At 69.5% G+C, this 22,530-nt stretch carries 16 protein-coding genes; 9 read left to right on the top strand and 7 right to left on the bottom strand.

Going from position 1 to position 22,530, the window contains the following annotated elements; translation table 11 throughout:
• The 3 genes from AB0D14_RS14960 to glgB all read left to right on the top strand — a co-directional run.
• Positions 1–438: alpha-glucosidase C-terminal domain-containing protein (locus AB0D14_RS14960; protein ID WP_362778589.1), on the top strand; the 438-nt coding region annotated here is incomplete at its 5' end.
• Positions 439–533: 95 nt separating this feature from the next.
• On the top strand, positions 534–2,012 hold the full coding sequence (locus tag AB0D14_RS14965; RefSeq protein ID WP_362778590.1) for a maltokinase: 1,479 nt from the start codon (positions 534–536) through the stop codon (positions 2,010–2,012).
• 56 nt (positions 2,013–2,068) lie between these two features.
• Positions 2,069–4,564: a 1,4-alpha-glucan branching enzyme gene (glgB, locus tag AB0D14_RS14970; protein WP_362778591.1), complete on the top strand. Its 2,496-nt coding sequence runs from the start codon at positions 2,069–2,071 to the stop codon at positions 4,562–4,564.
• Between the two features lie 157 nt (positions 4,565–4,721).
• Here glgB and AB0D14_RS14975 read toward each other — a convergent pair whose 3' ends face one another.
• From AB0D14_RS14975 to AB0D14_RS14990, 4 genes are all read right to left on the bottom strand, one after another.
• Entirely contained in the window at positions 4,722–6,980 is a 2,259-nt protein-coding gene (locus AB0D14_RS14975; protein ID WP_362778593.1) for a UvrD-helicase domain-containing protein, read from the bottom strand.
• A 229-nt stretch (positions 6,981–7,209) separates the two neighbouring features.
• The gene (gene trxA / locus AB0D14_RS14980) at positions 7,210–7,542 is read right to left on the bottom strand and encodes a thioredoxin (RefSeq protein WP_362778595.1); all 333 of its coding nucleotides are present in this window, start codon (positions 7,540–7,542) and stop codon (positions 7,210–7,212) included.
• Entirely contained in the window at positions 7,539–7,967 is a 429-nt protein-coding gene (locus AB0D14_RS14985; RefSeq protein WP_362778597.1) for a MerR family transcriptional regulator, read from the bottom strand. Before AB0D14_RS14985 ends, trxA begins: the two co-directional genes overlap by 4 nt.
• Before the next feature lie 263 nt (positions 7,968–8,230).
• Positions 8,231–9,631, bottom strand: a complete 1,401-nt coding sequence (locus AB0D14_RS14990; protein WP_362778599.1) for a cation:dicarboxylase symporter family transporter — start codon at positions 9,629–9,631, stop codon at positions 8,231–8,233.
• A gap of 144 nt (positions 9,632–9,775) precedes the next feature.
• Here AB0D14_RS14990 and AB0D14_RS14995 point away from each other — a divergent pair, with 144 nt between their 5' ends.
• The 5 genes from AB0D14_RS14995 to AB0D14_RS15015 all read left to right on the top strand — a co-directional run bounded on the left by AB0D14_RS14995 (position 9,776) and on the right by AB0D14_RS15015 (position 15,855).
• Positions 9,776–11,644, top strand: coding sequence for a sensor histidine kinase (locus tag AB0D14_RS14995; protein WP_362778601.1), 1,869 nt, complete (start codon positions 9,776–9,778; stop codon positions 11,642–11,644).
• Positions 11,641–12,333, top strand: coding sequence for a response regulator (locus AB0D14_RS15000; protein ID WP_362778602.1), 693 nt, complete (start codon positions 11,641–11,643; stop codon positions 12,331–12,333). The genes AB0D14_RS14995 and AB0D14_RS15000 overlap by 4 nt, the downstream gene beginning before the upstream one ends.
• A 303-nt stretch (positions 12,334–12,636) precedes the next feature.
• On the top strand, positions 12,637–14,004 hold the full coding sequence (locus AB0D14_RS15005; protein WP_362778604.1) for an extracellular solute-binding protein: 1,368 nt from the start codon (positions 12,637–12,639) through the stop codon (positions 14,002–14,004).
• Positions 14,005–14,117: 113 nt separating this feature from the next.
• Positions 14,118–15,008: a sugar ABC transporter permease gene (locus tag AB0D14_RS15010; RefSeq protein WP_362778955.1), complete on the top strand. Its 891-nt coding sequence runs from the start codon at positions 14,118–14,120 to the stop codon at positions 15,006–15,008.
• 1 nt (position 15,009) lies between these two features.
• Entirely contained in the window at positions 15,010–15,855 is an 846-nt protein-coding gene (locus AB0D14_RS15015) for a carbohydrate ABC transporter permease (RefSeq protein WP_362778605.1), read from the top strand.
• Positions 15,856–15,900: 45 nt separating this feature from the next.
• Here AB0D14_RS15015 and AB0D14_RS15020 read toward each other — a convergent pair whose 3' ends face one another.
• Both AB0D14_RS15020 and AB0D14_RS15025 read right to left on the bottom strand, forming a co-directional pair.
• Positions 15,901–18,255 (bottom strand): M4 family metallopeptidase, encoded by a 2,355-nt coding sequence (locus AB0D14_RS15020; protein ID WP_362778957.1) that lies wholly within the window; start codon positions 18,253–18,255, stop codon positions 15,901–15,903.
• 280 nt (positions 18,256–18,535) lie between these two features.
• Positions 18,536–19,927 (bottom strand): M1 family metallopeptidase, encoded by a 1,392-nt coding sequence (locus AB0D14_RS15025; protein ID WP_362778607.1) that lies wholly within the window; start codon positions 19,925–19,927, stop codon positions 18,536–18,538.
• A 672-nt stretch (positions 19,928–20,599) separates the two neighbouring features.
• Here AB0D14_RS15025 and AB0D14_RS15030 point away from each other — a divergent pair.
• The gene (locus AB0D14_RS15030; RefSeq protein WP_362778959.1) at positions 20,600–21,370 is read left to right on the top strand and encodes a helix-turn-helix transcriptional regulator; all 771 of its coding nucleotides are present in this window, start codon (positions 20,600–20,602) and stop codon (positions 21,368–21,370) included.
• A 44-nt stretch (positions 21,371–21,414) separates the two neighbouring features.
• Here the strand turns inward: AB0D14_RS15030 and AB0D14_RS15035 are convergent, their stop codons facing one another.
• Positions 21,415–22,440 (bottom strand): ATP-dependent 6-phosphofructokinase, encoded by a 1,026-nt coding sequence (locus tag AB0D14_RS15035; protein ID WP_362778609.1) that lies wholly within the window; start codon positions 22,438–22,440, stop codon positions 21,415–21,417.
• Positions 22,441–22,530: the final 90 nt, after the last annotated feature.

Below are 22,530 nucleotides of genomic sequence, written 5' to 3' on the forward strand. Positions count from 1 at the left end.
CGCAACGCCGGCTTCTCCTCCTGCGACCCCGGACGCCTCTACCTCCCCACGATCATGGACCCCGTCCACGGCTACCAGGTCACCAACGTCGAAGCATCGATGTCCTCACCCTCCTCACTGCTCCACTGGACCCGCCGCATGATCGAAATCCGCAAACAGAACCCCGCCTTCGGCCTCGGCTCCTACACCGAACTCCCCTCCTCCAACCCCGCCGTCATCGCCTTCCTTCGTGAGTACAAAGACGACCTCGTCCTGTGCGTCCACAACTTCTCCCGCTTCGCCCAGCCCACCGAACTCGACCTCCAGACCTTCAACGGACGCCACCCCGTCGAACTCATCGGCGGCGTCCGCTTCCCCGCCATCGGCGAACTCCCCTACCTCCTCACCCTCGCCGGCCACGGCTTCTACTGGTTCCGCCTCCGCAAGGACGCGGTCTAGCGGACTGGCGGACTGGCGCTCCGGGGACGGTTTCCTCCGTCCCGCCCTGGGCACGCAGTAGTAACACCCCGACTCCGGGGAAAGGACGCGACGCCATGTCGGAAGCCGTCACCCGCTCAGTGCACTCCGCTTCGACAAGCCCCGGCCTCCTTGCGTCCCTCGACCCGCTGCTTCGCGAGTGGCTTCCACGGCAGCGGTGGTTCGCGGGCAAGGGCCGTCCCGTCACCGGGTTCTCCCTGGTGTCGGCGACAGAAGTACTGCCGTTGAACTCCAAGCTGGGGTTGCTCCATCTGCTCGTACGCGCGCACCAGCCGCTCGTCCCCACGCAGAGCGCCCCCTCGCATCCGGCCGACTGCTACCAACTGCTGCTCGGCGTGCGCGAGGCGCTGCCACCACGGCTGGCGCCGGCGCTGATCGGCCGGCCGGCGCAGGGGCCGCTGGCCGGGCGGACCGTGTACGAAGCGCTGCACGACGCACGGCCCGCCGACGTCCTCCTGGAGGCCCTGCGGGAACGGGCGCGCATCGGTGAGCTGCGTTTCGAGCGGGACACACGGCAGGAGATCCGGGGAAATCTGGTGCCGCGCCTGATGACGGCCGAGCAGTCCAACTCCTCGCTCGTCTATGGAGATACGTTCATCCTGAAGCTGCTGCGCCGGATCGTGCCGGGGGTCAACCCCGATCTGGAGCTGCCGCTGGCGCTGGCCCGCGAGGGCTGCCCACGGGTTCCGGCGCCCGCCGGCTGGATGCTCGCCGACCTGGCCGGCGACACCTACGTACTGGGTGTCCTGCAGCCCTTCCTCCAGGGCGCCTCGGACGGCTGGGACCTCGCGCTGCGCGCACTCGCCAAGGGCGAGGACTTCAGCGGTGAGGCGCGGGCGCTCGGCCGGGCCACGGCCGAGGTGCACATGGCGCTGGCCCGGGCGCTGCCCGCGGTGACCATGGGGCGCGCGCAGATGGAACTGCTCACGGACGGTATGACCGAGCGGCTGGAAACGGCCGTCCAGTCGGTACCCGCACTGCGGCCGTACGCGCCGGGGCTGCGTTCCGCGTTCGACGCGCTCGCCGATCTGGCGAGCGAGGGCGAGACGTGGACGGCCCAGCGGATCCACGGGGACCTGCACCTCGGGCAGTGTCTGCGGTCGCCGTCCGGGGGCACCTCCCACGCGTCCAGCGGTGGGGGCCTGTGGTCGCTGATCGACTTCGAGGGCGAGCCCGCCAAGTCACTCGCCGAGCGGCGCCTGCCCCAGCCGACCGCGCGGGACGTGGCCGGCATGCTCCGCTCCTTCGACTACGCCGCGCACTCGCGCCCCCGGGTTCCCGGCTCAACCCGGACAGGAGATGCCACCTCAGACCTGTCCGTCGTGCCCGGCTGGGCCGACGCCTGCCGGGCGGCGTACTGCTCCGGCTACGCCGAGGCCAGTGGACGTGATCCGCGGACGGATCCGGTGCTGCTCCGCGCGTACGAGACCGACAAGGCGATCTACGAAGTCGTCTATGAGGCGCGGCACCGGCCGGACTGGCTGCCCGTGCCGATGGCGGCCGTCCGCCGGCTGGCTCTTCCCGAGAGGCCCTGACCCGCCCCGCCCGCCTTGCACTGCGCCGCTCCCACCCCGCCGAGGAGGCTCCGCCCGTGACGCCCCGCCCGAACCCGCCCGCCAAGAAGCCGAAGAGCTCGAAGGCCAAGGCCAAAGCCGCCGCCAAGGCCGCCGAAAAGGCTGCTGACAGCGCTGTTGACAACGCTGCTGACAGGGCGAAGGCCAACCCCGCGGACGAGGACGTACGGGCCGAGGTCGCGGAGCCCGTGCCCGTACCGCCTCCGGAGCCCGCCCCGCTGTCGACGCCCGCCCCCGCGCCGGAGCCCGTCCAGGTGTCGGAGGACCCTGTTCAGGTGACGGAGGACCCTGTTCAGGTGACGGAGGACCCCGTCCAGGAGGTGCGGTCCCTCGCCGTGCTGGACCGTACCGACCGGGAACGGCTGCTCGGGGGCGTGCACCATGATCCGCACTCCGTGCTGGGGGCCCACCCCGTGCCCGACGGTGTGGTCTTCCGGGCGCTGCGGCCGTACGCGCTCTCCGTCGCCGTCGTCACCGAGGAGTTGCGGGCCGAACTGCACGACGACGGGGAGGGGTTCTTCTCCGCCGTGCTGCCGCTGCGGGAGGTTCCGGAGTACCGGCTGGCGGTGGAGTACGAGGGAGTGGTGCAGGACACCGAGGACGCGTACCGGTTCCTGCCCACGCTCGGCGATCTCGATCTGCACCTGTTCGGGGAGGGGCGGCACGAGCAGCTGTGGACGATCCTCGGCGCGGAGCCGATGGAGCACCAGGGCGTGGCCGGCACGCGCTTCTCGGTCTGGGCGCCGAACGCCCGCGGTGTCCGGGTCGCCGGAACCTTCAACTTCTGGGACGCGACCGCGTTCCCGATGCGGTCGCTCGGCTCCTCCGGGGTGTGGGAGCTGTTCGCCCCCGGCGTCGGCGAGGGAGAGCTCTACAAGTTCGAGATCACCCGGCCCGACGGGACGAAGACGATGCGCGCCGACCCGATGGCCCGGCGTACGGAGCTGCCGCCCGCCACGTCCTCCGTGATCCACGCCTCGCGTCACGAGTGGCGGGACCAGGAGTGGATGGCGCGCCGGGCCGACCGTCCCGCGCACAAGGCCCCGTTCTCCGTGTACGAGCTCCATCTGGCGTCCTGGCGACCAGGACTGACCTACCGTCAGCTCGCTGAGCAACTGCCCGTCTACGTCGCCGATCTCGGCTTCACCCATGTCGAGCTGATGCCGGTCGCCGAGCATCCCTTCGGCGGTTCCTGGGGCTACCAGGTCACCGGCTTCTACGCACCGACCGCACGACTGGGCACTCCCGACGACTTCAAGTACCTCGTCGACGCGCTGCACCGGGCCGGTATCGGCGTGATCATGGACTGGGTGCCGGCGCACTTCCCCCGGGACGAGTGGGCGCTGGCCGAGTTCGACGGGCGCCCGCTGTACGAGCACGAGGACCCGCTGCGGGCGGCGCACCCCGACTGGGGAACCCTGGAGTTCGACTACGGGCGGCGGGAGGTGCGCAATTTCCTCGTCGCCAACGCCGTGTACTGGTGCGAGGAGTTCCACATCGACGGGCTGCGCGTCGACGCCGTCGCCTCGATGCTGTACCTCGACTACTCGCGCGAGGCCGGCCAGTGGACACCCAACGTCCACGGCGGACGGGAGAACCTCGACGCGGTCGCCTTCCTCCAGGAGATGAACGCCACCGTCTACCGGCGCGAGCCCGGTGTCGTCACGATCGCCGAGGAGTCGACCGCGTGGGACGGCGTCACCCGGGCGACCCACCACATCGGACCGGGCGGCTTCGGCGGCCTTGGCTTCGGCCTGAAGTGGAACATGGGCTGGATGCACGACTCCCTGGACTACGTCTCCCACGAGCCGGTCCACCGCAAGTACCACCACAACGAGATGACGTTCTCGATGGTGTACGCGTACAGCGAGAACTACGTGCTGCCGATCTCGCACGACGAAGTGGTGCACGGGAAACGGTCGCTGGTGTCGAAGATGCCGGGCGACTGGTGGCAGCAACGGGCCACCCAGCGGGCGTACCTGGGCTTCATGTGGGCCCACCCGGGCAAACAGCTCCTCTTCATGGGGCAGGAGTTCGCGCAGGGCGCCGAGTGGTCGGAGGTGCACGGTCCCGACTGGTGGCTCCTCGACCCGTCGTACGGGGCCGCGGCCGACCACCGGGGTGTCCGCGATCTCGTCCGGGACCTCAACGCCGTCTACCGGCACGCCCCGGCCCTCTGGGAGCTCGACACCGATCCCGACGGGTTCGGCTGGGTCGCCGGGGACGCCTCCGAGGACAACGTCCTCGCGTTCCTCCGGCATGCCTCCGACGGGGCGCCGCTGCTCGCCGTGTCCAACTTCTCGCCGGTGGTGCGGCACGAGTACCGGCTCGGGGTGCCGGATGACGTGACCGCGTGGCACGAGGTGCTGAACACGGATGCGGGGCGGTACGGCGGAGGTGACGTCGGGAACGTCGACCCGGTCAAGCCGGACGACCTGGCCTGGCACGGTCGCCCGGCCAGCATCCGCCTCACGCTGCCACCCCTGTCCACGGTGTGGCTCCGCCCGACGTAGCTTCCTCGCCCCCGAACCCCCGGTCCTCGAACGCCGGACGGGCTGGAATTCCAGCCCGTCCGGCGTTTGAGGACGAGCGCGTTCAGCGCGATTGCGGGGGTCTGGGGGCGGCAGCCCCCAGGAACGGGACGGGAAGGGGCGGCGGGGGCGAAAAGGATCAGGCGGCCTCCCGCAGCGCCGCTGCCAACGGCTCCGGCAACGGGGCGGCGTGCACGATGCCCAGCGACTGCGTGGCCCGGGTCAGGGCCACATACAGATCGCTCGTCCCGAAGCGGGCCGGCTCGACGACCAGCACCGCGTCGAATTCCAGTCCCTTCGCCTGACGCGGGTCAAGGAGCACGACCGTGCGGGACAGGTCGGGCTCCTCCCCCGCCGTGACACCGTCGAGCCGCTCGGCCAGCGCCTCGTGCAGATCGCGCGGCGCGATCACCGCGAGCCGCCCCTCGACGGGCGCCAGTTCCGCGACGGCCTTCTGCACGGCGCCGGGCAGGTCGGGACTCTCGCGCACCCAGGGGCGTACGCCCGTGGAACGCACCGAACTCGGCGGTTCGAAGTCCGCGTGCTCGGCGCGCGGGACGGCCGCCGCCACGTCCATGATCTCGGACGGTGTGCGGTAGTTGACCGCGAGGCGGGTGTGCTCCCAGCGGTCCTCGACGTAGGGGTGGAGGATGTCCGACCAGGAACCGATCCCCGCCGCCTCCGCCGTCTGGGCCGGGTCGCCGACGAGCGTCATCGACCGCGTGGGGCTGCGGCGCATCAGCATCCGCCAGGCCATCGGCGACAGTTCCTGCGCCTCGTCGACGATGATGTGCCCGAACGCCCAGGTACGGTCGGCGGCGGCCCGCTCGGCGGCGCTGCGGTGGTCGTCCTCCTCGTGGCGCTCGGCCATCCGCTCGGCGTCGATGATGTCGTGCGCCGACAGGACCTCCGCGTCCTCCACGTCGATGTCCTCGAACTCGTACGTCCTGGACGCGTAGGAGACGTCGAGCACACCCTGTGCGTAGGCGACCTGCCGGTCGCGCTCCTGCTCGGCGGCGGCCTTCGTCATCCGGTCGTCCTCGCCGAGGAGTTCGGCGGCCTCGTCGAGGAGGGGGACGTCGGCGGTCGTCCAGGCCCGGGTCACGGTGCGACGCACGGCGTCCGCGTCCGCCGCGGAGACGCGGCCGTCGGGCTCGGCGAGGAAGTCCGCGACGAGGCGCCGCGGGGTGACGCGCGGCCACAACTGGTCGATGGCGGCCCAGACCTCGGGGTTCTCGGCGAGGTCGTCGCGGATCTGGGTGATGTCGCTGGGGTCGAGCAGGTTCGTGCCGTCGAACGGGTCCGTGCCGATCCGCTCGGCGAGCATGTCGGTGAGGGTGTTGAAGACATGGCCCTCGAAGTGTTCACGGGCCACGTTGTGCGGCAGCCTCAGCTCGCGGGTGCGGTCGCGGGCGACGCGTACGAGACCGGCGTCGAGCATCAGGATGTCCCGGTCGTGCTCGATGGCGATCACCGGGTCGGGCAGGGCCTGGCGGTCGCGTACGACGGCGGCGAGGACGTCGGCCATGTCGGCGCGCCCCTTCACCGCGGCGGCCTCGGGAGTGTCGGAAGCGCTCGCCCGCACCCCCGGGTACAGCTCACCGACGGTCGCGAGCAGGACGCCCGTCTCGCCGAGGGAGGGCAGGACCTCACCGATGTAGCCGAGGAAGGCGGGGTTCGGGCCGACGATCAGGACGGCACGCTTGGCGAGCAGTTCCCGGTGCTCGTAGAGGAGGTAGGCCGCCCGGTGCAGCGCCACCGCCGTCTTGCCCGTGCCGGGGCCGCCCTCCACCACCAGGACCCCGCGGTGCGGAGCGCGGATGATGCGGTCCTGCTCGGCCTGGATGGTCTGCACGATGTCGCTCATCCGGCCGGTGCGCGCGGAGGTGAGGGCGGAGAGCAGCACGGCGTCTCCGGTCGGGTCCTCGTGCCCGGTGCGCCGCTGGTCCCCCAGGTCGAGGATCTCGTCGTGCAGGGCGGTCACGGCACGGCCCTCGGTGGTGATGTGCCGGCGTCGGCGCAGGCCCATGGGGGTGTGGCCGGTGGCGAGGTAGAAGGGGCGGGCCACCGGGGCGCGCCAGTCGATCAGGATCGGGGTGCGTTCGGCGTCGTCGGCGCGGATACCGATGCGGCCGATGTGGTGGGTGAGGCCCGAGGGGGCCACGGAAGGGGCGGACTCGGCGGAGAGATCGATCCGGCCGAAGCAGAGCGAGCCGTCCACCGCGTTCAGCGCGGCGAGCAGACCGGAGCGTTCGGCGACCAGGACGTCCCGTTCGAGACGGGCCTGCATGGGCGTGCTGCCCTGCGCGAGAGCGTCCGTCACCGAGGCTTCGGTGCCGCCGCGCAGCGCGTCGACGCGCGCGTACAGGCCGTCGATGAATTCCTGCTCACCGCACAATTCATCGTCCGGAAATCCAGGGGACGAGTCTGCTTCTGCGTTTGCGTGTGTGGCTGTGTTTACGTCTGTGTTTGAGGCCCTGTTTGACAATTCGGCTCCCAGCCGGATATACTGTGCGCAGTGAACTTCTCCGTGACTTCTTTATGCAAGTCGCGAACCATTGAATATACCTAAAGAAATCCCCCGCAGGCAATTCCTGCGGGGGATTTCCTTGTTCGGCCGGAGTCGGTCAGAGAACGTCCGCCAGCTCCTCAAGGAGCCTGCGCTTGGGCCGTGCGCCCACCATCGACTTCACCGGCTGTCCGTCGCGGAACACCATGAGCGTGGGCATCGACAGCACCCCGTACGCGTTCGTGGTCTCCGGGTTCGTGTCCACGTCCAGCTGTACCACCTTGAGCCGGTCGCCCTCCTCGGAGGCGATGGCGCTCAGCACCGGCGCGATCTGCCGGCACGGCGGACACCAGTCCGCGGTGAACTCCACCAGCACGGGTAGCTCCGCCCCGATCACCTCCGCCTCGAAGTTCGCGTCCGTCACCTCGGCCACACCTGCCGCCTTGATCACCGCTTCTGCCCTCCCAGCTCACATACGGGTTCCGGACCGCCCGGAATCTCCGCCTCGGACGCCAGCTCGCCCATCGCCCGCTCGGCCCGCGCCAACTGCCCGCCGACCTGTTCGCGTACGGACCGCAACTCGCCGATCAGCGCGTCGAGCTCGTCCAGCTTGCGCCGGTACACGGCGAGCGAGGCCGGGCAGGCGTCACCCTCCGGATGCCCGGCCCGCAGACACTCCACGAAGGGCCGCGTCTCCTCCAGGTCGAACCCGAAGTCCTGCAGCGTCCTGATCTGCCGCAGCAGCTTCAGATCGTCCTCGTCGTACGTCCGGTACCCGTTGCTCCCCCGTCGCGAGGGCAGCAGCCCCCGCGACTCGTAGTACCTGAGCGTCCGCGTGGTGGTCCCGGCCCGCTCCGCAAGCTCGCCGATTCGCATGCCGTGACGGTAATCCTTGACGCCCACGTCAAGGCAAACGGTGTCGCGCCACTGGGTGCGGGAGGCCCCCAGAGGACCCCGGAACCGCGAAAACCGCCGACGGTCGGCCAGGTGGGGGGCTGGCCGACCGCCGGCGGTCGGAGGGGGAAGGGCAGGGCGCGGGCCGGGCGGCTGAGCGACGGGGGGAAGAGGGGCCCAGCCGCCCGGTGCGGGGAGGACGGGCTCCGGGGGCGGGGGTGCCCGGGGCCCGTCGGGTCAGGCGGCTACGCCTTCGTCAGCGCCTTGTCGCCGGGCTGCTCCGGCACATCGGACGAGCCGGCGGGCTCGTCGTCGTAACGGCTGCCGTGACCGTCGTCGAGCAGCGTCGTCTCGTCGAACGGCAGCCGCCCCGCGAGCACCTCGTCGACGCGCGGCCGGTCGATCTCCTTGGTCCACGTACCGATCAGGACCGTGGCCACGGCGTTGCCCGCGAAGTTCGTCAGGGCGCGCGCCTCGCTCATGAAGCGGTCGATGCCGACGATCAGACCGATGCCGTCCACCAGCGCGGGCTTGTGGGACTGGAGACCGCCCGCCAGGGTGGCCAGACCCGCACCGGTGACACCCGCCGCGCCCTTGGAGGCGACCAGCAGGAAGAGGAGCAGCGGAATCTGCTCGCCGATCGACATCGGCGTACCCATGGCGTCGGAGATGAACAGCGAGGCCATGGTCATGTAGATCATGGTGCCGTCGAGGTTGAACGAGTAGCCGGTCGGGACGGTGATGCCGACCACCGGCTTGCTGACACCCAGGTGCTCCATCTTCGCGATGAGCCGCGGCAGCGCGGACTCGGAGGAGGAGGTGGAAAGGATCAGCAGGAACTCACGGCCCAGGTACTTGAGCAGCAGGAAGATGTTCAGGCCCGCGACGATCCGCAGCAGCGCGCCGAGCACGATGAAGACGAAGAGGAAACAGGTGACGTAGAAGCCGAGCATCAGAACGGCGAGGCTCTTGAGGGCGTCCACACCCGCCGAGCCGGTGACCGCCGCGATCGCGCCGAACGCACCGATGGGCGCCGCCCACATCACCATGGCGAGGATGCGGAAGACGAGGCGCTGGATGTGCTCGATACCGCGCAGGACCGGCGTGCCGGCCGAACCCATGGCCTGGAGCGCGAAGCCGGCGAGCAGCGCGACGAGCAGGGTCTGCAGGACCTCGCCGCCGGTGAACGCGGAGACGATCGTCGTGGGGATGATCCCGAGCAGGAACTCCTCGGTGTTCTTCGCCTCGACGACCTGCCCCTGGCCGGCGTCCTTGATCGCGTCGGTCACCGCGAGGCCCGTACCGGGCTCCAGGATGTTGCCGACGACCAGGCCGATGGCCAGCGCGACGAACGACATGACCACGAAGTAGCCGAGCGCGATGCCGCCCACCGCGCCGACCTTCGCGGCCTTCCGTACCGAGCCGATGCCCAGGACGATCGTGCAGAAGATGATCGGCGAGATCATCATCTTGATCAGGTTCACGAAGCCGGTACCGATCGGCTTCAGCTCAACGGCGAAGTCGGGGGCGATCAGACCCACGGCGATACCGGCGGCCACGGCGATGATCACCGCGATGTACAGATAGTGCGTGCGGTCCCGCTTGGCTGCGGGAGCGGCAGGTGCCGTATCGGGTGTGCTGGTCACGGCTGCCCTCCTTGACGACGTCGTCGGCATCATCCGGCGTGCGGCTCACGTCCGGGGGTTGTCGGTGACTATCTCCCAGCGTGTGAGGGCGGTCACCCTTCCGTTCATTACGTTCACACATTTCCGGCCAGGCAGACTGGTGGCATGCGCCTCCCCCGTGCCCCACGACCTCGCAGCCTGGCCGGCCAGCTCTTCGCCATGCAGGCCGTGCTCGTCGCGGTCGTGGTCGCGGGCTGCGCACTCTTCACCTACATCAGCGACCGCAGCCAGGCCGAGGACGCGGCGGGCCGCCAGGCCACGGGGGTGGCCCGCTCGGTCGCGGACTCCCCTTCCGTACGGGAGGCCATCCGCACCCCGGACCCGACGAGGTCGCTGCAGCCGTACGCGCTGGCGGTGCAGCGCGGCGCGCAGGTCGATTTCGTCACGATCATGGACCCGGAGGGCATCCGCTGGACCCACCCCAACGAGAAGCTCATCGGCAAGCACTTCCTCGGGCACACGGATCGGGCGCTCCTCGGCGAGTCCTTCACCGAGACGTACACCGGGAGCCTCGGCGCGTCCGTGCGCGCGGTCACACCGATCCGCGACGGCGACCGGATCGTCGGCCTGGTCAGTGCGGGCATCAAGGTCGACGAGATCAGCCAGCGGGTCGAGGGCCAGGTCAAGGCGCTGTTCGGGGTGGCCGCCGCTGCCCTGGCCCTGGGCGCCGTCGGCACGTACGTCATCAACGCCCGGCTGCGCCGCTCCACCCACGGGATGAACGCGGCCGAGCTCAGCCGGATGCACGACTACCACGAGGCCGCGCTGCACGCGGTGCGCGAGGGGCTGCTGATGCTGGACGGGCAGTACCGCGTGGCGCTCATCAACGACGGCGGACGCGAACTGCTCGGGGTGAGCGGCGATGTGGTGGGCCGCTCGGTGGCGGAGCTCGAACTGCCCACTCCGCTGACGGGGGCACTGCTGTCCGGGGAGCCGCGGGTGGACGAGGTGTATCTCACCGAGTCGCGGGTGCTCGTCGTGAACACCTCTCCGGTGTCGGGCGGCGAGCGCCGGGGCATGGTCGTAACCCTGCGCGATGTCACCGAGCTCCAGGCCGTGATGGGCGAGCTGGATTCCGAGCGCGGTTTCACCACGGCGCTGCACTCGCAGGCCCACGAGGCCGCGAACCGTCTCCACACGGTCGTCTCCCTGATCGAGCTGGGCCGGTCCGAGGAGGCCATCGACTTCGCCACCGCCGAGCTGGAGCTGGCCCAGGCCCTGACCGACCAGGTCGTCGCGGCGGTCAGCGAGCCCGTCCTCGCCGCCCTGCTCCTGGGCAAGACGGCGCAGGCGAACGAGCGCGGTGTCGAACTGATGGTCTCCGAGGACAGCAGCATCGACGACGGCCTGCTCCCGGAGTCCCTCACCGCCCGTGATCTGGTGACGGTCCTGGGCAACCTGATCGACAACGCCGTGGACGCGGCTCAGGGCTCGGTGGGTGCCCGGGTCACCGTCACGGCGCTCGCGGACGCGAAGGGCCTTGTCCTGCGCGTCACCGACACCGGGGCGGGGGTGGACCCGGCCCACGCGGAGGAGGTCTTCCAGCGGGGCTGGTCCACGAAGCCGGCGGGGCCCGGCGGGCGCGGGCTCGGCCTGGCCCTCGTACGGCAAGCGGTGGCCCGGCATGACGGCACACTGACCGTGACGACGGCCCCCGGTGGCGGGGCGTCCTTCGAGGTGCGGCTCCCACTGCCGCCTGCGGCACGGGAACGGACCCAGCAACCGACCCGGGAACGGGCAGGGGAACAGGCAGGGGAACGGGCAGGGGAACGGACTAAGGTCCACGCCGGGCCCGAAACCGGTTCCGCACCCGAAACCGCAGCCGAAACCGCAGCCGGACCCGGGTCAGGACCCGAGACCGGTTCCGCACCAGGGGCCGAGCCCAGGCCCGAGCCCAGGCCCGAGCCCAGCCCCAGCCCCGGGTCAGGGCCAGGGCACGAGTCCGAGCAGACGCCGCACGGAGGCACCGTATGAGCACGCCTTCACCACGCCAGGACATCCGCGTCCTGGTCGTCGAGGACGACCCCGTCGCGGCGGACGCGCACGTCCTGTACGTGGGACGGGTGCCCGGGTTCACCGCGGTCGGCAAGGCGCACACGGGCGCGGAGGCCAGACGCGCGCTGGACCGCACGCCCGTGGACCTTCTCCTCCTCGACCTCCATCTGCCGGACGTCCACGGCCTGCAGCTGGCCCGCTCGCTGCGGGCCGCCGGCTATCACGCGGACGTCATCGCGGTGACCTCCGCGCGTGACCTCACGGTCGTGCGGGAGGGGGTGTCGCTGGGGGTCGTGCAGTACGTGCTCAAGCCCTTCACCTTCGCCACTCTCCGGGACCGGCTCATCCGCTACGCCGAGTTCCACGCCGCGGCCGGCGAGGCGAGCGGCCAGGACGAGGTCGACCGTGCCCTCGCCACGCTCCGGACGCCCGGTCCGGCCGAACTGCCGAAAGGGCTGAGCGCGCCGACACTGGAGAAGGTCACCCGGGCGCTGCGCGGCTCCGAGGAGGGGCTGACCGCGACGGGGGTGGCGGAGGCCGTCGGCATCTCGCGGATCACGGCCCGGCGGTATCTGGAACATCTGGTGGACGCCGGCCGGGCGGGTCGGAGCCCTCAGTACGGACAGGTGGGACGCCCGGAACTGCAGTACCGGTGGGTGAAGGGGTAGTCGGGGCAGGCGGTCGGGCACAGGTGGCCGGGGCGTTGGTCGACGGTGGTCGGGGCAGGTGGCCGGGGCGTTGGTCGGCGGTGGTCGGGGCAGGCGGTCGCGGCCGGCTTGGGGGCTTCGAAGGATCCGGTGCGACGGGACACCACGGGACAGCCCGGGGCACGACGGGTCACAACGGGTAACGACTCGGTACGGTTGTGTTAGGTAGCCCGTGCAAGGTCATTGACCTGGCCGGACCACTCCTCATACGTTCGGGCAATCGAACATGGCCACAAAGATGTCGGCCAGCAGGAGGTCGTACCCGTGCGTCCCACCGTCGCCCCCCTACTTCTCGCGACCCTGCTCGCCGCCGCCGGGCTCAGCGCCTGCGGCAGCGACTCCGGCAGCGATCCGGACACCGTGGAGATCTCCTACAAACAGTCGACGGACAACTCCGTACGTGTCATGGACACGTACCTCGCCGACATCAAGGAGCAGTTCGAGAAGGCCAACCCGGACAAGAAGGTCGAGCTGGTCCCGATCAAGGCCCCTGACTCGGAGTACTACACGAAGCTCCAGCAGATGCTCCGCTCCCCCAAGACGGCGCCCGACCTGGTCTACGAGGACACGTTCCTCATCAACTCCGACATCACGAGCGGCTACCTCAAGCCCCTGGACCCGTATCTCGACAAGTGGGACGACTGGCAGCAGTTCATCGACACGGCGAAGTCGGCGGCGAAGGCGCAGGACGGGAAGACGTACGGCGTCCCGGACGGCACGGACACCCGGGGCCTCTGGTTCGACAAGGGCATCTTCAAGCAGGCCGGCCTGCCCGCCAACTGGCAGCCGAAGACCTGGGACGACCTTCTCGAAGCGGCCCGCACGATCAAGGAGAAGGTCCCCGGCGTCACCCCCCTGAACGTGTACACGGGGAAGCCCGCGGGTGAGGCGGCCGCCATGCAGGGCTTCGAGATGCTCCTGTACGGGACGGCCACCGGCGCCACCGAGAGCCCGATGTACGACACGGTCTCCGAGAAGTGGATCACGGGAAGCCAGGGGTTCAAGGACTCGCTGCGGTTCGTCGAGACGGTCTTCAAGGAGAAGCTCGGCCCGGACGTCTCGGACGCCCTCGATCCCAACATCGCGACCAGGGTCCGCGGCGAGTTCCTCCCCGAGGGCAAGCTCGGCATCAACCTCGACGGCTCCTGGCTCCCGCAGGACTGGCAGAAGGGCAGCGGCCACGAGTGGCCCGAGTGGTCCGAGAAGCTGGGCCTCGCGTACATGCCGACGCAGCACGGCCAGTCACCCGAGAAGGTGAGCATGTCGGGCGGCTGGACCTGGTCGATTCCGAGCAAGGCGGGCAACCCCGACCTGGCCTTCGAGTTCATCAAGACGATGCAGACGAAAGCGAACGCGCAGAAGTGGTACGTCGCCAACTCCGGTATCTCGGTGCGCACCGACGTGGCCGACGACCCGGCGTATGTGAAGGCGCAGCCCGGCATCAAGTTCTTCACGGACCTGGTGGAGACCACGCACTACCGCCCGGCGTATCCCGCGTATCCGAAGGTCTCCACGGCCATCCAGGAGGCCATGGAGGGCGTGACGACGGGCGACAGTTCGGTGAACGAGGCGGCGAGCGGCTACGACGAGGAGCTGAAGTCCGTCACGGACAACCAGGTCATCAAGAAGTAAGCGCTGGAAGACAAGACTGGAAGACAAGAACCGGGTGACAAGAAGTGAGCACGGAAAGAAGTGAGCGCTGAGTGAGCGTCACCCAGCGGAAGGCCGGCCCCGGTGCGCGCGGAGTGAAGGTCGGGGCGGGCGGCAACCGCTCCCCCTTCCTCCGCACCCTCACCCGGGCCCTGCCCGTCTCCCCCGCCCTCGTCCTCCTGACCCTCTTCCTGGCCGGCCCGATCGCGTACTGCGTCTACCTCGCGTTCACCGACCTGCAGCTCACCGGCCAGGCCGAGTCGTCCTTCACCGGTTTCGACAACTTCCGTACCGCCTTCAAGGACGAGGCGTTCCTCAACGCCGTATGGCTCACGCTCGTCTTCACGGTCCTCAGCTCCCTCATCGGCCAGAACACGCTGGGCCTGGCCCTGGCCGCGCTGATGCAGCGCGCGTCCAAGCCGGTCCGTACGCTCACCGGCGGGATCGTCGTCACGGCCTGGGTGCTCCCGGAGGTCGTGGCGGGCTTCCTCCTCTACGCCTTCTTCCGCCGCGAGGGCACCCTGAACGCGGTCCTCGACTGGCTGCATCTCCCGTCCCAGAACTGGCTGTACACGCTGCCGATCCTGGCGGTGTCGTTCGCGAACGTGTGGCGCGGGACGGCCTTCTCGATGCTGGTCTACTCGGCCGCGCTGAACGAGATCCCGAAGGAGATCACCGAGGCGGCGGAGGTGGACGGCGCGGGCGGCTGGCGCCGCATGTGGCACATCACGCTGCCGATGATCCGCCGCTCCATCGGTACGAACCTGATGCTGAACACTCTCCAGACCCTGTCCGTCTTCGGTCTGATCTGGGTGATGACGAGAGGCGGCCCGGGAAACCGCAGCCAGACCCTCCCCCTGTTCATGTACGAGCAGGCCTTCCAGAAGAGCATGATCGGCTACGGCACCGCCGTCGCCCTCCTCCTGCTGGTGGTCGGCTCGCTCTTCTCGCTGGTCTATATGCGCCTGCTGCGGACGGAGGTCTGAGATGGCAACACGTACGACGCTCAACTCCCGCCGCGCCAACCGCCGTTACGCCGCCGACCTCGGTCTGCTCTTCGTCGCGGCGGCCTTCGTCCTCCCGCTGGCCTGGGTGATCCTGTCCTCCCTGGACCCGCACGCCGGACTGAAGGTGAAGGTGCCCGACGGCGTCACGCTCGACAACTTCGACGCGGTCCTGAAGCCGGACATCACCTTCACGCCCCTGCTCAACAGCCTGATCCTGTGCGGTGGCGGGACCCTGCTGACGGTGGTCTGCGCGGCCCTTGCCGCGTACCCGCTCTCCCGCTTCAGGTCCCGTCTGAACCGCCCCTTCCTCCTCACGATCATCTTCGCGACGAGCCTGCCGATCACGGCGATCATGGTTCCCGTGTACGCGTTGTTCGTTCAGGTGAACCTGATCGACACGATGGAGGGCACGATCTTCTTCTTCGCCGCGTCGCAGCTGCCCTTCGCCATCTGGCTGATGAAGAACTTCATGGACGGCGTGCCGAAGGAACTGGAGGAGGCGGCCTGGACGGACGGCGCGTCCAGCTTCCAGTCCCTGCTGCGTATCGTGCTGCCACTGATGGGGCCGGGCGTCGCGGTGGTGACCGTGTTCTCGTTCGTGATGATGTGGGGCAACTTCTTCGTCCCGTTCATGCTGCTGCTCTCCCCGGACCAGATGCCGGCGTCGGTGAGCATCAACGACTTCTTCGGCAACCGCGGGACGGTGGTCTACGGACAACTGGCCGCGTTCTCGATCATCTACTCGACACCGGTGATCCTGCTGTACGTGCTGGTGGCGCGGAAGCTGGGCGGGGGGTTCGCGCTGGGCGGGGCGGTCAAGGGCTGACGCCCCGCCCAGAACTTACGGCTTACGACTTACGAGTTACGAGGGTCAGCTGGTCGTCACGGCCGTGTCGTCGACGACGAAGCTGGTCTGCAGGGAGGAGTCCTCCACGCCGCTGAACTTGAGGGCGACGGTGGAGCCGGCGAACGAGGACAGGCTGAAGGTCTTCTGGACGTACCCCGTGGCCTTGTTGAGGTTCGAGTAGGTCGCGAGGGTGGTGGAGCCCGCGGTGACGGTGAGCTTGTCGTAGGCGGTGCTGGTGGTGGTCTCCGAGCTGTCGATGTGCAACCAGAAGGTGAAGCTGGCCTTGCAGCCGCTGGGAATGGTCACCGACTGGGAGAGCGTGTCGGTGTGGGTGCTGCCGTAACCGTCCAGCCAGGCCTTGTACGAACCGCCGTGGGCGGCCTGGTCGGTGTCGTTGGTGATGACGCCGCTGGACGCGGTCCAGGTGGTGTTGCCGGACTCGAACCCGGCGTTGCCGAGCAGCTGCGCCGAGGTGCAGGTGCCGCCGCCGGTGGAGCTGACGGTCCAGGTGAAGCTGGCGGTGCCTTTCGCCCCGGTGCTGTCGGTGACGGTGACGGTGGTGCTGTAGGTCCCGGCGGCGGTCGGGGTTCCGGTGATCGCCCCGGAGCCGCTGATCGACAGGCCGGTGGGCAGCCCGGTGGCGGCGTAGGTGAGTGAACCGCTGTTGGTGCTGCTGGCCGAGACCTGCAGGCTCACCGCGGTGCCGACGGTGGAGGACTGGCTGCCCGGGTTGGTGACCGTGACGCCGCCCGTCGGCGGGGTGACGTGGCTGCCCACGTTGATGCCGGCGAAGGCGTTCGCGACGCCCGCGTACTGGGTCGAGTTGGCGCCGTACAGGGACGTCGCGGCGTTCAGGGCGGCGGTGCGGGCGCCCGCGTAGTTCGTCGTCGACGTCATGTACGTCGTCAGCGCCTTGTACCAGATCTGCAGCGCCGCGGCCCGGCCGATGCCCGCTACGGCGACACCGTCGGAGGTCGGGCTGTTGTACGTGACGCCGTTGATCACCTTGCTGCCGCTGCCCTCGGAGAGCAGGTAGAACATGTGGTTCGCCGGACCCGAGGAGTAGTGGACGTCCAGGTTGCCGACGCCGGAGTACCAGCTGTCGGCGGAGCCGCCGTCCTTGTCGGGCTCGTCCATGTAGCGCAGCGGGGTGCCGTTGCCGTTGATGTTGATCTTCTCGCCGACGAGGTAGTCGCCGACGTCGGAGGAGTTGTTCGCGTAGAACTCCACACCTGTGCCGAAGATGTCGGAGGTCGCCTCGTTGAGGCCGCCCGACTCACCGGTGTAGTTGAGGTTCGCGGTGTTGGAGGTGACGCCGTGGCTCATCTCGTGACCGGCCACGTCGAGCGAGGTGAGCGCGTGGGTGCTGCTGGTGCCGTCGCCGTACGTCATGCAGAAGCAGTCGTCGTCCCAGAAGGCGTTGACGTACGCCGTGCTGTAGTGGACGCGGGAGTAGGCGGCGACGCCGTCGTTCTTGATGCCGCTGCGGCCGAAGGTGTTCTTGTAGAAGTCCCAGGTCGTCTGCGCGCCGTAGGCGGCGTCCGCGCCGGCGGTCTGGGTGTTGGAGCCTGCTCCGGTGCCCCACACGTCGTCGGCGTCGGTCATCAGGGTGCCGGTGCCCGAGGTGCCGTTGTTGAGCGAGTACGTCTTGTGACCGCCGCGGGTGGTGTCATACAGCTGGTACGTCGAACCGGACAGCGTGGTGTTCAGCGTGACCGTGCCGCTGTACTGGGTGTTGCCGGTGCCGGTCTTGACGTCCTGGAACTCGTGGAGCTTCGCCCCCGTGCTCGCGTCGGTGATGACGTGCAGCCGGCTGGGCGTGCCGTCGTCCTGGAGACCGCCCACCACCGTCTCCCAGGCGAGCTTCGGGGTGCCTGCGCCGGCCCAGATCACCTTGCGGGCGCTGTCAGCGGTGGGGTTCTGCGCGTCGAGCGCCTTGGCGGCCTTGAGTGCCTTGGTCGCGGCGGCCGACTTGGTGGAGGTCGCGGTGGTGGAGGAGACCTTGACGGTCCGCTTGCCGGCGAACGTGGTGCTCACCGTGCCCTTGGCCACGGAGGCGGGCGGGGTGTGCACGACCAGGTCGCCGCCGAGGACCGGGAGCCCGTCGTAGGTGCGCTCGTAACGGGTGTGGAGCGTGCCGTCGTTGTCCTTGGCCACGCCCTTGACGATCAGCTTCTCCTTGGCGCCCAGGCCCAGGGAGCCGGCGGTCGCGCCGGTCTTCTTCGTCGCGCTCCTGACGAGCGTGGCGTGCTGGGCCGGGGTGAGCTTGGCCGCCAGGCCCCCGGTGCGCAGGGGGCTGGGGTGGGGTGCGGCGACTGGTTCGGCGGCCGCGGGGACTGTCTGTATACCGAGGGCCAGGAGGGCGGCGGTGGCCACCATGGCTCCGGCTGCGGCCGCCTGGCGGGGGATTCGTCTCACTCGTACTCCTACTGCGACGGCCGCGGGTCGGCGGCCGGTGACAGCCCGGGCAGACGGGATGTGCTGTCCGGGACGAGCTGAGCAGGCTGAGCGGGGGTGCGGGGGTGCGGGCCCGACGACATGGGGCGGGCTGTGGGGGGACCCGTCCCGTGACTGAGGGAAGGGTCGCACCTTTGGCCTGTACATGTCATTGACTTCAGAGATGAACGAGGGGCGAACGAGGGTTATCCCTCTACGCCGGTTACAGAGCCGGCTTGCCCGTCGTGAACAGCCACGTCTGGAACAGGTCGTCGAGCTGCTGTCCGGAGACCTTCTCGGCGAGGCGGATGAAGTCGGCGGTGTCCGCGTTGCCGTAGCGGTGCAGTTTCGTCCAGGTGGGCAGGAGCTTGAAGAAGGCGGTGTCCCCGATGCGTTCGCGCAGCACCTGGAGTGTCATCGCGCCGCGCTGGTAGACCGCCGAGGCGAACATGGTGTCGCGCTGCGGGTCGGCGACCTCGACCTGCCAGAAGGGGTTGGCGGCGGGGCGGGCGTCATAGGCGGCGAGGAAGGAGTCGTGCGCCGAGCGGGTGCCCTGGTGCTCGGCCCACAGCCACTGGGAGTAGGTGGCGAAGCCCTCGTTGAGCCAGATGTTCTGCCAGCGCTCCACCGACACCGAGTCGCCGAACCACTGGTGAGCCAGCTCGTGCACGATGGTCGTCTCACTGCGTACGGCCGAGTAGACGGGCTTGCTCTGCACCTCCAGCGAGAACCCGGCAGCCGGCATGTCGTCGACGATCGCGCCGGTCTCCTCGAACGGGTACGGCCCGAACACCTGCGACCAGTAGTCGGTCGCCGCGGCCGTGACGGCGTACACGTCGACGGCGTTGCTGTTCTCCAGCGTCGGGTCGATGGCGACGTAGATGGGTGTGCCGCCCGGGGTCTTCCCGGTCCGGACATCGAACTTCCCGATGGTGGCGGTGGCGAGATAGGTCGCCATGGGCTTGGACTCGCGCCAGTGGCTGTACGTCGAGTCGCCCTTGTCGTACGTCGAGACGAGTCGGCCGTTGGAGACACCGGTGAGGCCCTTGGGAGCCTTGATACGGATGTCGTAGGTCGCCTTGTCGGACGGGTGGTCGCTGGACGGGAACCAGGTGGAGGCGGCGTTGGGTTCACAGGCGACGAAGACACCGTCGCCGGTCTTCATCCAGCCGTAGTCCGAGCCGAACACGATCGGGCCGGTGAGGGGTTCGGGGACACCGCCGTAGGTGACGGCGACCTCGAAGTCGCGGTTCTTGGCGAGCGCGCCCCGCGGGGTGATGTGCAGTTCGTCGCCGTCGCGCGTGAACGCGGCGCGTCTGCCGTTCACCTCGACCTTCGTGACCTCCAGTCTCTGCAGATCGAGGTTGAAGGAGGACAGGCTTCTGGTGGTGCGCGCGGTGAGGGTGGTGCGGCCGTCCAGGCGGTCGGTGTCGGGGTTGTAGGCGATGTCCAGGGCGTAGTGACGGGCGTCGAAGCCGCCGTTGCCGAGAAGCGGGAAGTAGGGGTCGCCGATACCGGGGGCGCCGGGGGTGGGGGCGGGAGCGGCGGCGATGACAAAGAAGGAGGCCACCGCGGTGGCGGTGGCGACTGCACGTGCTGAACGGGAGAGTGCCATGTGTCGTCCCCTTCGATCGTGTGTCGATCAGACGAAACGGTCATGCCGACTCTGTGCCCATCCATGCCGACATGTACATGACTTTGCCAAAACACGAGCCGCTGCCGGATGGACCATTACCGAGCCGGCCCCCGACGCCCTCTCCCCTGGGGAATGCCGAACCCGAAGCTCCCCTTCCGGCACCAAGAGGACGCACACCTCACCGACTCCCGCGAACCTCTCCGCACCCTCATCCACGACATCGAGGCGGCAAAGCCGACCCCCTTCCCCCTCCCCCCTCCTCCCTTCTCCCTTCTCCCGCAGGCATCGCGCCGACGCAACGCACCGTCCGGATCACGCCGCGCGTTTTCGTCACCCGCACCGACGCCACGCCCGCCAGGAGGCGCCCCAAGGGACGGCACCCGTCAGCCCTCGCTCGGCACCCCACTCGCCGGAGACCCGCGCTCCACCCCAGGCGAAGGCGCGCGCATATGCCCGTCGACGCTGCTCATGACGCTTGCCGGGAACGTTTCGAGGCACGTGAGCAGCGGCCGCCATCCCGCGCCGCACTGCGATACGTGTACGTCAGCCGATGCACGAGTTCACTGGACAGCTGTCCGAAATAGTAGGTTCATACAATCTGTGTTCGTGGCCGAACAGACCGTAGTCACCGCAGCCCCGGGCCCATACGTTGTGCGCGTGCACCAACAGTCGGCCCCTCAGCCCACCCCACCCTTCGACGCCCCGGCTGCCCGAAAGCTGCGCAGCGCCCTCGGCATGGGGCCCGAGCATGTCGCGTACGGGATGCGGACCTCGTTCGGACTGCCCCATGTGACATCCGACCTCGTCGTAGCATGGGAGCGGGACCTGGCTGCTCCGAGCAACAGTGAACTCATCGCACTGGCAGGCGTGTTGTGGTGCTCGCCGGGTGAACTCATCGGCGCCCCGAGAACGTTGCGCGACCACCGCCTCGCCCGGGGTCTCGCGGCCGAGGACGTCGCGCGCGCCGTCGGGCTCGAACTCCTCGCGTACGTACGGATGGAGGAGGCCGGCGTGTGGCGCGGCAGCGAGCGGCAGTCACCGGCGCTCGCCGCGGTACTCGAACTCTCACCGGCGGACCTCGTCACGGTCACCGGGCGCGAGCCGAAACTGGCGGAGATGCTGCGCGGCGCGGTGCTGACACGCTGGCAGGCGTACGTCCGCCCAGTGGGCAAGCTGCTGACCATGGAGCGGCGGATCGTGGGACACGCGCTGCGGGCGATGCACACCGAATACCAGGGGCAGATGACCGAGTACCAGGGGCAGATGGCGGCGACGCTGAGCTGGGGCCGCAGCGCGGCCGCAGCCGACGCCGACGACGCGGGCCGGGACTTCCTGGACCGGATCGTCGACCGCTTCTGGTCGACGATCCTGCGTGACGGCAGGGGCGGCGACGGCGGTGGAGGTGGCGACGGCGCCCGCTGAGTGAGGCCTGACCCGCCGCCGTTCCGGGCAGCCCCCGGAACTCCCTAGAAGACCGACTCCGCCTCGTCCATGCGGTCCTTCGGGACCGTCTTCAGTTCGGTGACCGCCTCGGCCAGCGGCACCATCACCACGTCCGTGCCGCGCAGTGCCGTCATCCGGCCGAACTCACCCCGGTGCGCCGCCTCCACCGCGTGCCAGCCGAAGCGCGTCGCCAGCACCCGGTCGTACGCGGTCGGCGTGCCGCCCCGCTGGATGTGGCCGAGAATGACCGGCTTGGCCTCCTTGCCGAGGCGCCGCTCCAGCTCGTACGCCAGCGCTGTTCCGATGCCCTGGAAGCGCTCGTGGCCGAACTGGTCGATGGCGCCGTGGCCGTAGTCCATGCTGCCCGTGGCGGGGTGCGCGCCCTCGGCCACACAGATGACCGCGAACTTCTTCCCGCGTGCGAAGCGCTCCTCGACCATCTTGACCAGGTCGGCCGGGTCGAAGGCCCGCTCGGGCAGGCAGATGCCGTGGGCGCCGGCGGCCATGCCGGACTCCAGGGCGATCCAGCCGGCGTGGCGGCCCATGACCTCGACGACCATCACCCGCTGGTGGGACTCGGCCGTTGTCTTCAGGCGGTCCATCGCCTCCGTGGCGACCCCGACGGCGGTGTCGAAGCCGAACGTGCGGTCCGTCGACGAGATGTCGTTGTCGATCGTCTTGGGCACGCCGACCACCGGCAGACCCGCGTCCGACAGCATCCGCGCCGCCGTCAGCGTGCCCTCGCCGCCGATCGGGATGAGTACGTCGATACCGAACTCGCGCGCCATGTCCTGCGCGTTCTCGCAGGCCTCGCGCAGGCGGTCGCGCTGGAGGCGGGAGGAGCCGAGGATGGTGCCGCCACGGGCGAGGATGCCGCTGACGGCGTCCAGGTCGAGGGAGCGGTAGCGGCCTTCGAGCAGTCCCGCGTAGCCGTCCTCGAAGCCGATGACCTCGGCGTCGTAGTTGGTGACGGCTCGGTGCACGACCGACCGGATCACGGCGTTCAGGCCCGGACAGTCGCCGCCTGCGGTGAGAACTCCGATACGCATCGTGCTGTGTCTCCTGCTCGCTGTTGGACTGTGTCTCCTGTGGTGCCTGAGACCAGTCCGATTGTTTCATGGGCGGCAAGGGGCCGCTGT

The organism is Streptomyces sp. NPDC048484 (assembly GCF_040651415.1).
Taxonomy (GTDB): Bacteria; Actinomycetota; Actinomycetes; order Streptomycetales; family Streptomycetaceae; genus Streptomyces.